Here is a 13,916-nt window from a genome sequence, read left to right on the forward strand (position 1 = left end):
TAAATTTATAACACAAATTGCGTATATATTATAACTCCTGGAAGTTAAGGAATCAACAGACTTTTGCAATTTTTTGCAAGTTAATTAATAAAATCCTGCAATTTAGACATTTTTCGTGAATATTAACAGTATTTTTTGCATTAAGTCATATGTCTTTGTCCAATATTGAACTTCTCATTGCGCTGATTGTCTAAATCCATTGAAATAGCGCCCCTCTTTGTCAGGGCTTCCCGGTATATCGTTTTTCGAAATAACTGTGTACTCATATATCGTTTTTCGAAATAACTGTCCGCTCATGTATCATTTTCAGAATAGCGATGTACTAGGATACACGGCGGCACTTATGCTCTGTCATCCCAATGCGCTTCTGTCGTCTCTGTGCTCCCAGCTCCAGTCCGTCTGAAATCCCCTGCATATAAGTTGCCTGCAGTTCTGCCTCCTTCAGCAGATACCACTCCTCCTCAACCCGATCAAGCAGCATGCGTGCTTCCGGTGACAACTTTCCCTTCAAAATCTCATAATCATCCATCACTTCCTTCGAAGCTGCCTTCTCTTCTCTGCACCTGGCTGAATTGTCCCACCATGCCATACTGCGTATTCTCTGTTCTTCAAAATGCTGTTCAAATTCGACGATTTCCTTTCTCATATTCTCCACCTCATTTACCATTCATTACTAAATGTTACAGCTTATATCTAAGCATTAGCAATATAACATAAAAACATAAAAACAGCTGTCGAAAACCGTCGATAACTCCCCCTAAAAATTTCGACAAAATTCTTTATACTGAGGAAAGCCCCATCATAAAATTCCCGCCAAACATGCTCATCGCAAAACGTTTGGCGGGAATTTTATGATGGGGCTTTCCACCCAAGTATTTTGAATTTTGTCTCCCGCGGATATGCTCATCGCAGTCGCTTGGCGGGAATTGTCTTTTTTTATTCGATGGTTAAGATGTCAAGGAAGCCTGTGATTTCGAAGATTTCTTTGATGTCGTCACATACGTTTCTGATGATCATTTTACCCTGTTTGTTCATTTTTTTCTGGGTTGTGAGGAGGACTCTTAAGCCTGCGGATGATACGTAAGCAAGTCCTGCAAAGTCAAGGATGAGTTCTGTGATACTGGCATCTGCTGCCTGGAGAGCTTTTTCCAGTTCAGGTGCTGTGGTTGTGTCCAGTCTTCCTTCCAGAGCTACGGTAAGGGTTGTGTTCTCTTTTTTTGTTGTGATATTCATAATATGTTCTCCTTATTTCTATGACAGGAATACCCCTTCAGTCGTCATTCACTGTCGGATTTGCATGTAAACCATATGGGTAATTATACTGCAGGAATTTCGGAATTATCCGATTGCTATACTAAAATTCAAGGGTGTCAACTTTATCGAGCAGTTCGATGATATGGTTCTTGTAGGTTTCTATCTCCCGTCTGCCTTCCTCGCTGTCAAATCCATTTCTTCTGATGCGGCGGCGCATCAGACGGGTATAACCGATCAGCATGGCTTTCTGCTCAACTTCTGCCACTTTTGCAGCATCATCCGTACCAAGATATAATGGCAGAGATTTCTTCCAGATGGCAACAGATGTATCATACGGAATTCCCAGGAAATCCATGGATACATTGTGATCCAGTTCAGAGAATCCCACATAAGCATTGTACATGGAAGCCAGTTCAAAAACAGGGTGTCCCTGACACAATGTATCCATATCAATCAGCAGTACTTCCCCATCCTGCATCATGACATTCTTGATATGATAATCACCATGGAGCATCTGATGGCGTACAGGTACTGCTTCCACCAGAGCCAGCAGTTTCGCCCATTTATCTTCAGGCAGATAATCCTTCAGGAATTTCACCCAGTCAATGGCAACTTCTCTCATATCCGGCATATCTTCCGGTTTAACCTCTGTGCTATGGATCTTATGCAGCAAATCTACATAGAGACCAACGTATTGATCTATGTTCTCAGCTTCTGCTTTGATCAGCTTTGCAAAAGATTTGGCATTCAGCAATTCGAATACAGAACCATATGTATCACCGACTTTGACAACATCATATGGAATAGCTGTCGGAATGCCAAGGACAAAGGCTCTTCTTGCCAGCTCACGTTCACGATGAATATCTGCCAGTGCATCTGCATTGTGGTAAACCTTGATGATCGTATCCGGATCCAGACGAAAAACCGTACCATTGGCACCTTTGCCAATGGCTTCACATCCTTCCACTGAAAGCTTTCGATAAGCCTTTTCGATGGTAATGATTTCTGTAAAACCAGTCATATCAAATATCTCATAGACATCAGCCGATACATTGATAACCTTCAATGAAGGCTCTGCCTTCTTGAGACGAAGGATAACACGAAGACCCGCGCTTGAAATATATTCAAGATTCTCCGCATCCACAACCACCTTCTCATGTGCCTGCGCCTTGATAATCTCATTGACCTTTTCCTCTACGGCTGCCGCATTTTCTGAACTGATCTTTCCGTTAAAAGCAAACACCAATGTATTATCCTGCATTTTATAAGTTACATTTTCCATCGTCTTGTAACCCCTTTCTCACTATGATTAATACAATCTGAAAAGTTCTCCTCATAAATAATCTAACTAATCTGAGTGATTTAAGTAATTTGAGTTGAACGCCTTTAATAGCTCCCCTTTATCTCAGTTGGATATCTTAATTGGAATTATCCCCGAATACCTTTTCAACCAGTTCAGTATATTCCTGATAAGCACACTGATCTTTCAAGCTCTCCAGATACCCGGCAATGGTTCGGTAATACCATCCATGCATAGCAGAATCCTTCTGATTCAATGCCTGAAAAATTTCATTGCCTTTTTGGCAGTATTCACGGTAAAAAGAACGCATATTGGAAAGTTTGTCCGCCAGCCATAAAATCTTCACCTGCTCATCCTTCGTATTCCTGAGCATCAGAAGAGAATCTTCCTTACGCTCCATCCATGTGTCTGCCGGCGGCCGCTCTGACAGCTTGTCCTCTGTCTCACTCTGAACCAATGCTGATACCCTTGCCCCAAAACGACGCTTGATTTCCTTCGGATCCACATCACAGTCTTCAATGGTATCATGAAGAACACCTGCTGCCATTGTATTCTCATCTCCGGTCATCGTGGCAATAATCGATGCCACCTCCAATGGATGCAGAATATACGGAGTATTCGCCATCTTCCTTACCTGCCCGGCATGGGCATGGGTCGCAAATACAATTGCCTCATCTAGTAACTGTCCCATCTTCGCCTCCCTATGTATTGATTGTTTCTATATAATATTAATCTGCAAATTGAATCTGATTATCAGAATTGCCGAAAATACTCTTCAACCTTAAAAATTAAGATGTATAAAAGTTCTATGTACTTATTATAAAATTAAGGGGATGGAAAAACAAGAGATTTGTGAATTAAAACGGGAAAAGAAAAATGTGCTCCACATTTCATGATGTTATCATGTTATGTGGAACACATATATTCTTGGCCCTTTAATTTTTCAACTTATTTACACTCAACTTTTATACCTAACTTATCGAAGCCACCTAACACCTCTTTCCCCTTAACATCCTGATAGGCACGAATCGTATACGTATATAAAGCACTTGATTGCACCGATTTATCGGCAAAATTGCAAATATTTTTTTCTGTAACTTTAGCTAATCGTCTCCAACTGCTTGTACCCGTCTTTCGATAAATCACATATCCTGTACATTGTTCTACTTTTTCCCAATTAATCTCTGCACCATTGTTTTTATCATATTCCGCAGAAATTAATTTTACAGTAACCGGTACCTTTCGGGCACTTATTCCTTTATGGTCAAAATCTCCATATAAAACTGTCTCTCCATTTTTCTTATAGGCACGCACAGTGTAAATGTAAACTGTTCCGATATCACCAGAACTATCTAAAAATGTGGTTTTGTCTGCATTATTCACATTATCCAATGCTTTCCAGCCTTCTGTGCTGGTTTTTCTGTAAATACGGTAACCATCGGCAGCTCTTACTTTCTCCCATTGTATTTCTATACCGCCATTTCCATTATCTTCTGCTGATACCAACACAGCTGTTTTTGGCAGGCAGACCGCTGATTTTCCTGTCTTATCATAGCTGCCGTACACATTTGTACCTGCTACATTTTTATACGCACGAACAGTATAGGTATATTTTGTTCCCACATCAATAGCTTTGTCTGTAAAAATCAATTCTGATGTGTTTCCTAATCCAGACCATCCTTTGCCATTTTCTTTTCTGTAAATACGGTAACCATCCGCATCTTTCATTTTTTCCCATGAGATAACAATTTCACTATTTCCATTATCCTTTGCACTTACCAGCTTTACCTGCCCTGGCAATTTCTGTGCAGACACGCCAAGTTGATCATAACTGCTAAGCATCATCTTATCTTTATTCATGACATAAGCGCGAATTGTATAGGTATATTTTGTTCCGGTTATTCCGGATTGATCCGTATAAGATACGGCATCCGCTCCGACATTCGTTAGACCTTTCCATCCCTTCCCATTCTCTTTTCTGTAAATACGATAGCCTTCCGCACCATCTACAGGACTCCAATTAATCCTTATATTTCCGTCTGTATCATTTTCAGCTTTGCCTAACTTCGGCATTTCAGGCTCTGCACTATTTGCTTTTGCCGATACACTCTCAGAATATGGCGAACATATTCTCTCATCGTCATATAAACGATAGGTACATATCTTATAGTAATGCCACTGACCATCTTTGACTTTATCCTCATAGGATGTCACTTTATAATTATTAATTATCGCTAATTCTTTATATTCTCCCTCCATACTGTCACTGCAGGTTACTATATAACCATCTGCCTTTTCATTGGTTGACCATGTCAATATAATGCTATCTTTATTGACCTGAATGTCTGAAAAACTAATCTCATTCGGCACCGGATATTCCTGCAGAGTGCTGATATAATTCTGATATCTGTTTGTCTCATTCTCATCATCCAAGGTTACGCAAATCAAATATCCGTTTTTTATACTCATCTCGGATATTACTTCTGAAGAGTTTTCCGGTTTCCAGACTACATCTGTTTCTTCATTTTTCGGATCAAATGTAAAAACAGCTTCCGTCGTGTTATAATAAATTTTCCTCTCGTACCCAAATCCATACCGTAAAACATTTGTTTTTGCTATTGAGCTATCTGTCTGCATTAATGAACTGGAAGATATTAAATTTCCTTTATTCAAATCAAAACAATACCATTGCTGATCAATGAAGGCAAATGAGCTGACTGGATTCGTTTTAAATAAATATTCAGAGAATACATCACTTTTGTCTGCAGACGGAACTTCTTCACCATTTGTTTCTATCTCCCATCCTGAATGTCTCAAATTCAAAAATTCATCATCGCTGCACAAGAAATACGTATGTGTTACAAACCCTTCATCCGCATAATCTAAATTATATAAACTTCTATACGTTTTCTCTTTGAAAATCGGATCATCCCATGTTGCATCCACATGATACCAGCTGCCATCTACATTTACCAAATTCCACGCATGATTCATGGAATCACTGACAACTATATATGACTCAATATCACATTGCTGAAGCAGCCAGGAATATGCAAATGCATAACCGTTGCATACCGCTTTTCCATTAACTAAAACACCATATGCATTAAATGATGCTCTTGGAATTGAATTATTCAAATAATTCTCATAGTCATAATCACATTCTCTAACAATAAAATCGTGCAGCAATAATACTTTTTCCAAATCTGATTCCGCACCATCCAGACAATTCAAGGCTTTCTCAACCTGATAATCGAATGATTCTTTGTCCTTTTCTATATGATGTACATCAACCTCACCATTATCATCCAGATATTCACTATTATAATTAATTTTGATATATTTAATCAGTCCCGTTGATGCACTGTAACTATAACTATATCCACCGGATATGTAAAAGAATTGTCCAACTATCGATGCTTGATAGACGCTTCTCATTTCATGATAGTCTTCATCTCTGTTAAGTTCCAAATCCTCCAAAGAAACTTTTTCTTCATAATTTGAAAATGCATCAATTAATCTTCTTTTCAGGATTTGTTGCCAATCAGGAATACTTCTCTCCTCAATACCACTCTCCACATCAAAATGCTGAGTAAATAAATCACCATTTTGAATCAATGGTACCTCATCATCTGCCCAAACATCGGATTCTTCGCTTTCCGGTTCCTGACTCTCTTCCTGATTTTCTAATACACTTTCATCTTCTGTCCAAACTTCCTGTGCATAAACTGTTTGCCCCAACAACAAACTAAATAATAAAATAAAGGCAATCCATTTTCTCATATGTTTTCCTTTCTTATAGCAAATCCCCAGAAACATGACTATAAACTTCACACTTCTGAGGATTTGTCAATTAATCATTCTTCATATCGCAAGTTTTTCAATCAATTACTTCTGGCACTTTACACTTACGCCATTATTGTCATATCCTCCATAACATGTTTTGCCTTCATATTCTTTATATGCGCGCACTGTATAAGCATAAGTCTTACCTGATACACAGCTATCATCTGTATATGTAGTTACGCTATATGAAGTAATTGTATCAAGGCCTTTCCAACTGCCTCCATCTTCTTTTCTGTAAATGCGATAGCCTGTCGCATTAGAAACTTTGTTCCATGAAACATCAATTCCGCCTTTACCGTTATTCGAAGCACGCTTCATAACTACCGTTACAGGTAATTTCGTTGCACTTACACCAAGACTGTCAAAACCGCCAAGTTTTTCTTTGCCGTTGACTGTTCTAAAAGCTCGTACCGTATAAGTATACTGCTTACCTGTTACACCTGAGCCATCTACATAACTTAATTGATCAGAAGAAACATCTGTCAGCTTTTTCCATCCACTGCCTGTAAACTTTCTATAAATACGATATCCTTCCGCACCTTCTACTGCCTTCCAGCTAACAATAATACTTCCTTTTCCGCTGTCCTTTGGCTGATTTAGAACAACCGTTCCAAGCGGCTGTGTCGTATTCTTAAATACCGCATTTACACCATTATTGTCAAAACCGCCAAAGACTGTTTTTCCTTCATAGACTTTATAAGCTCTGACTGTATAGTAATAAGTTGTACCTGAAGCTACCGTCTTGTCCGTGTAGGTAATTGTTGTATTAGATGTTACATCTGACAATTTCGTCCAGCTGCTGTTAGCTGTCTTTCTGTAAACACGATAACCATCTGCGTTAGACACCTTATTCCAATTGATAACTATACCATCTTTGCCATTATCTTTTGCTGATTTTAAAACAACTGATGAAGGTAATTTTGTAGCACTGACACCAAGATTATCAAAACCGCCAAGCTCTTCCTTGCCATTCACTGTTCTGAAAGCACGTATGGTATAAGTATATTGTTTGCCCGTTACACCTGAACTATCTGTATAACTCAGTTGATCTGAAGCAACATCCACAAGTTTTTTCCAGCTGCTGCCTGTAAATTTCCTGTATATACGATATCCTTCTGCGCCTTCTACTGCCTTCCAGCTAACAATAATGCTGGCTTTTCCACTGTCTTTGGCTCCACTGAGTTCAACTTTTCCAAGAGGCTGTACACTTTCCTTAAATGCAGCAGATACACCTTTATTATCGTAACCACCTAAAATTGTTGTTCCCTCATAGACTTTATAGGCTCTGACCGTATAATAATACGTTGTTCCTGAAACCGCCGTTTTATCTGTATATGTAATGGCTGTATTGGATGATATATCAGAAAGTCTGGACCAGCTGCCGCCGGATATTTTTCTGTAAATACGATAACCATCCGCATTGGATACTTTGTTCCAGCTGATGTCAATGCCATCCTTCTCATTATTCTTTGCCTCTTTTAAAACAACTGTTGCCGGCAGTTTTGTGGCGCTTACTCCGTTTTCATCATACTCTCCGGTAATTTCTTTTCCATCTGCATTCTTGTATGCCTGAACAGTATAACTATATTTCTTACCTGTATCACCTGAATCATCCGTATAGCTCAGTTTGTCTGCCTCAACCTCTGCCAGTAAAATCCAGTCCTCTCCTGCAGACTTTCTGTAAATACGATAACCTTCTGCATCTTCCACAGCTTTCCATGATACTTCAATTTGAGCTTTTCCGTTATCCACAGCTTTTACAAGTTCAACCTTATCCAAAGTATCCTGTTTTTCTGTTACTGTCACTTCACATTCTGCATTGTAATTTCCATCTACCGTCATAACAGTAACAACTGCTGTACCTTCTGAAATAGCTGTTATATTTCCCTTGTCATCGACTTCAACAATTGCTTTATCTGAAGAATTCCATAATACAGAAGTATCTGCACCTTCACTGCTCGATAATTCAGCTGTCAATTTTCCTTTCTTTCCTTTTGACAGCGTCATCTTTGCCTGATCAAGTTTGATTCCTGTAACATGCGGCGGCTCAATCTGTAGCAAATACTCATTATCAGCAAGTAATGTTTCTTCTGTGCTCGTTGTCACCTGAATCTTAAATATCTTCGTATCCTCATAATTCTCAAACTTAAGATATTGGTCAGGAATTTCAATCGTCTGAGTCATTGTCTTTCCGGTACCCAGATTTCCAATGGCATACTCCACGATTGCCTCATTGCTGCCCTCTTCGTAAACACTCACTTTCACATTTTCCGCTGACATATAACCATGATTAGCAACAACAATCTTCTTGCTGTCAGCAGACTGAATCTGAATATCCGTCTCACCAAAAGTCACTGAACTGATATTGTTGTCTTCGTCAGCTTCTTCTACACCGCTTGCAAATACTTCTGCCTTCAATGTCAGTCCTTCAAGCCTATCCGGAAGAACATACTTAAATGTAACATCCTTACTTTCTCCGGACTCCAGATTATCAATAACCGTGTCATTTACAATTACTGCATTATTCTTTCCTTTAACACGCAGTTTGATATTCTGTACTGCTGCCGTAGAATTATTTGCAATATGAACATTAAATGAAGCTTCCTCTCCCGGCTTAATTGCTGCTGCATCATAGGAAATACTGTCACAAATCAGATCATATACACATGTATCTGCTATTGTCTTCATCGTACTCTTACCATATGGTGATGAAGCGTTATCCGGATTAACAGCTGTTGATACATATTCAATCAATACATTCCCTGAGCTGTCCTTCGAAACTGTAAAGCTGCTAACATAAGCTTTATCATATGTTAATTGAACTGCTGCTGATGCTCCGATCTTCTGCATATACAATTCACTGGTGTATCCGGATGAAACCGTCCAGTATACTGTTCCATCCATAACCTGATAGTCTGAACCGCAGGCAATGCCGTAATCTGTACTTTCTTTGCCTGAACCACCATGAAGCGTACCATTTTCAATATAATAAAGCTGGCCATCAAAAATCTTCGTGTTGCTTCCTTCACCTAAATCAGAAACTGTGCCTCCTACTACACTGTAATTATTTGAACCATCAGAATAGTAAACCGTTACTTGTCCATTATTTGAAAGCACTTCCAGATTTAAAATGGTGTCCTTTGTTGCCAGAAGCTTCTTCTTTTCGCCCCATGTATTTCCGGTACGTACTTTCACATAGATAGTATTCGTTCCTTCCTGCATAAACGGATCATTTTTACTGTTTTCTACCCATGCAACAATCTGGCTGTTTACATCTGCACTCTCAGCATAATTAAATTCCAGCTTCTGATTACCTGCATCCGGTACTAATTCCGGTGTTTCAAAAGCACTGCCATTAAACTCAGCAAAATACAAATCTGTATTTGCATAAACATACTCAGCTGATGTACTTGTATCAATTTTCTTATTGATATTCAGCCATGCAACAAATGCTTTATCACCATAAGCATACAATACCGGACTTGAATCTGCTCTTCCCGTTTCGCACACTGCTTTTGCATCTGTCCATGCGCCATTCTCATAAATCTGATACATCAATGTGGTATGATTACCAGTTGTCTTTGTACCATCATCATCAATATAGACTTTCACTTTTCGTCCATCACTTAAAACAGCCACCTGCGGATTCGCATATTCATAGGCTTCTCCTTCGCCAGGTACCACTCTGTCATCCACAGCTAATTTCCAATCTGAAGCCTCCAGATAGGCACCAAATTCCGGATAAAGCTCTACTGTTCCCAGATCCCAGTCCTTAGAATAACATAAAACAGATACCGGGCTGCTTGTCTTCATAAATAATTTACCGCTCATTGTGACAGACAATGCATCCTTCATTTTCTGTGCAGGGAATACCATTTTTCCTGATATCGTACCTTCAACACCGCCTTTAATATCAAAAACAGCGGATGAACCAACACCCAGTGCAAGAGATGGTACTAATGCAAGTCCCATATTGCCATCCATGATAAATTTCTTTTCAGCCGATGACTTAAAGTTTAACTGACCGGATACTTTGCCGCTGAGACCAAATTCCTCATAAACACACCAGAATAACGGTGCCTTAACAGTTGTTCCTGCCTGCAGCATGGCTACAAGACCACTATCTATGATTTCCAAACCGCCATTCGCATAGCTGAATTCAATGAATCCCGTTGCACTTCCACCAACATTAATAGCCGCTGTGCCATTGATTTCTTTTAGCTGACCACGAAGTGAACTAAACTGATTCCACAGCTTGGTTGTATCGACTTTTCCGCCGCAGCCCTTTACCAGACTCTTAACCTGCTGATAAGAATCACTCCAATATGTATCATCTGCATCTGCCGCTTCAAGCTTTGCACTGTATTTTCCATCAAAACCAAGCAGTACTTTAACTGTTTTATTGGATGGATCCTGCTTAACAACCATATTGTCAAAAATAGGCAGCTTAAAAGATACATCCGTTTCAAACAGATTAAACGTATTGCCCAGAATCGTGATTTCAGGCCCTTTCAGTTTATCTCCTGACATGGAAATCTGAGGCGTCATAGAGATGATCTGCTCTTCCATGGTCTGTTTTCTCTTAATATTAATAACATTTACGCCAGTAGATTTCCAAGGCCATCCGCTGTAACTTGCAGGCTCATATCCCTCTTTACTTATGGCTACTGTCTGTGTCGCTGTGCCATACACTGTTACATGGGCAATTCCCTTGTCATCTGTGTAATAGCTCTTTGATTCAGTATCACTAATTGTAATCTGTACACCAGAAACAGAATGACCAGTTGCATCATCTACTACTTTGACCGTATAGTCGGCAGTTTTATAAAGACCTTCCTGGTAAGTGCTGATATCTGCAAAAGGAATGTTGTTGTCATTTGCATAGGTCTCAGCGAATGAGCCAGGGATACCGTAGATTGTCATTTTTTGGCAATTGTAAAATGCACTACCCCCTATACTTGTTACAGTTCCAGGTATCAGAACTTTCTCTACATTGCTTGTATAATCGTCACTTGCAAGGATATAGGATGGCAGCCATGTCATACCCTCTTCAAAAATTACTTCTTTCAGACTACTTGCTCCTGCCAATGGCCCATTAATTCTTGGTGCATTAGCATAAGATATACTCTTTGGTATCGTAATACTGCTAATTCCTGTATCTTCAATAATGCAGTATCCTAACCTTGTTACACTTCCCGGTATTATCAACTCTTTTAACGATTCACATTTTCTAAATACATCATTTCCTATCTCTGTTACATTTTCACTTAATCGAATCTGACTCAGATAGCTGCAGCCATAAAATGCACTATCCCCCAAAGTTAAGGCATCTCTCACTGCAACTGACGCATCTTCTGTTTCATATGCAAAGTCAACCTTTTCCAGACCTGTACAACTTGAAAATGCACTATCATTTATCGTCCGCACAGATGACGGTATTGTTACCTCTTTTATACCTGTACATCCGACAAACGCCCTCAGTCCTATTGTTTTGAGATTTTCCGGTAAATCTATTTCTTTTAACTTTTTACACTGACGAAAGGCATCGCTACCTATTGTTGTAACCGTGTCTGGTATCTGAACCTTCTCTACATTACTTGTATAATCGGTACTTTCAAGAATGTATGCCGGTATTTTTGTCATCCCTTCTTCAAAAACAACTTCCGTCAAACTTCCTGCTCCTGCCAATGGGCCATTACTTCTTGTTTCGTTAGTATATGATACATTCTTTGGTATCGTAATACTACTGATCCCTGTATCTTGGATAATACAGTATCCAAGCTTTGTAACACTTTCCGGTATGACTAACTCTTTTAGTGACACACATTTCTCAAATGCATTATTTCCTATCTCTGTTACATTTTCGCTCAATGGAATTTGACTCAGATAGCTGCATCCATAAAATGCACTATCTCCTAAAGTTAATGCATCCCGCTCTGCAACGGTCACATCTTCCGTTTCATATGCAAAATCAACCTTTTCCAGTCTAGTACACTTTGCAAACACACTATTTTCTATTGTCCGTACAGATGACGGTATTGTTATCTCTTTTATCTCTGCACATCCAGAAAACGCTCCCAATCCTATTGTTTTGAGATTTTCCGGTAAATCTATTTCTTTTAACTTTTCACACTGATAAAAAGCATAGCTGCCTATAGTTGTAACCGTGTCTGGTATCTGAACTTTTTCTATATTACTCGTATAATCGAAACTTTCGAGAATATATGATGGTACTGTTGTCATCCCTTCTTCAAAAATAACTTCTGTCAGCCTTCCTGCTCCTGCCAAAGGTCCATTACTTCTTGTTTCGTTAGTATAAGATATACTCTTTGGTATCGTAATACTGCTGATTCCCGTATCTTTGATAATGCAATATCCAAGTTTTGTGACACTATCTGGTATAACTAATTCTTGTAACGACTGACATCCCTCAAATGCATAATTACCTATCTCTGTCACCGGATATGAACCTATCACCGACGGAATTTCAACCCTAGAATCTTCGCCTGTATATCCTGTAATCTTCGCTTCATTACTGGAAACAGTATAAAGGAAATCTCCTTCAACCAACTCTTCCAGTTTTGAATCCTCGGTTTCTGTTTCCCATATATCAGCTTCCGACTGGCTCTCAGATATAGTTTCATCTTCCTCACTTTCCACTGTTTCTGCTATTTCTTTTGCTGTTTCTTCAACATCTGTTTCTATTTCTGAAACTAATTGACTCTCTTCTATTGTCTCCGCTGTTTCTGATGTTGTCTGGCTTATTTCCTGCCCATATACAGTCTGACTCATCATCATTGCAGCCACTAATATCAGGGCTATCCCTTTTCTGCATTTCTTCATAAGCTTAATCACTTTCCTTAAAAATTTCCAGAACTGCCCTTAGAACTGCTATAATTCATTGTGACAGCTCTGGAATTAATTAACTGTTACTCTTTGTTTCCATCTTTTAAATTATTGATAAAACAATTTAATTTTTACACTCTGCACTAACACCCTTGCTGTCAAAACCTCCCATCGCTTCTTTGCCATTGATAGTCTTATACGCTCTGACAGTATATGTGTAAGTTGTTCCCGCTGTACCGCTGCCATCGGTATAGCTGTTGGCATTCTTGTCTGTGACCTTGATTAATCTGGACCAGTTTCCACTTCCGGATTTTCTGTAAACAACATATCCGTCGCAGTCTCCTGCCTTCTCCCATGTCACTGTGATCTTTCTTCCTGCTTCTGCTGTTGCTCCCAGCAGTTTTACGGTTCCATGAAGACTTGTCACTGTCGCTGTTTTTCCGGTCTTGTCGTAATCACCCTGATGACTCTTGCCCTCATATTCCTTATATGCACGGACGGTATATGTATAACTCTTGCCCGCTGTTACATTCTGGTCTGTATAAATAGTTGTCGCATTGGATGTCACGTTGCCAAGTCCCTTCCAGCTTCCCCCGGCTTCCTTTCTGTAAACACGGTAGCCTGTCGCTGTGGATACCTTGTTCCAGCTCACTGTGATGCCGCCTTTGCC

At 39.4% G+C, this 13,916-nt stretch carries 7 protein-coding genes; all 7 read right to left on the reverse strand.

Annotated features, from left to right (window positions below):
* Positions 1-322 precede the first annotated feature (322 nt).
* Positions 323-646: a hypothetical protein gene (locus HED67_RS14685; protein WP_221718755.1), complete on the reverse strand. Its 324-nt coding sequence runs from the start codon at positions 644-646 to the stop codon at positions 323-325.
* Positions 647-936: 290 nt separating this feature from the next.
* Complete coding sequence (locus HED67_RS14690; RefSeq protein ID WP_221718756.1) at positions 937-1,233, reverse strand: STAS domain-containing protein; 297 nt, start codon at positions 1,231-1,233, stop codon at positions 937-939.
* A 121-nt stretch (positions 1,234-1,354) separates the two neighbouring features.
* Positions 1,355-2,536, reverse strand: coding sequence for an anti-sigma factor antagonist (locus HED67_RS14695; RefSeq protein ID WP_221718757.1), 1,182 nt, complete (start codon positions 2,534-2,536; stop codon positions 1,355-1,357).
* A gap of 136 nt (positions 2,537-2,672) precedes the next feature.
* Positions 2,673-3,245, reverse strand: a complete 573-nt coding sequence (locus HED67_RS14700; RefSeq protein ID WP_221718758.1) for an HD domain-containing protein — start codon at positions 3,243-3,245, stop codon at positions 2,673-2,675.
* A gap of 257 nt (positions 3,246-3,502) precedes the next feature.
* On the reverse strand, positions 3,503-6,337 hold the full coding sequence (locus tag HED67_RS14705; RefSeq protein WP_221718759.1) for a transglutaminase domain-containing protein: 2,835 nt from the start codon (positions 6,335-6,337) through the stop codon (positions 3,503-3,505).
* A gap of 105 nt (positions 6,338-6,442) precedes the next feature.
* Complete coding sequence (locus HED67_RS14710; protein ID WP_221718760.1) at positions 6,443-13,243, reverse strand: leucine-rich repeat protein; 6,801 nt, start codon at positions 13,241-13,243, stop codon at positions 6,443-6,445.
* Positions 13,244-13,370: 127 nt separating this feature from the next.
* Positions 13,371-13,916 (reverse strand): fibronectin type III domain-containing protein (locus HED67_RS14715; RefSeq protein ID WP_331467100.1); only part of this gene is annotated, 546 nt, incomplete at its 5' end.

It is taken from the genome of Pseudocoprococcus catus (genome assembly GCF_019734885.1).
Classification (GTDB): Bacteria; Bacillota; Clostridia; order Lachnospirales; family Lachnospiraceae; genus Coprococcus_A; species Coprococcus_A catus.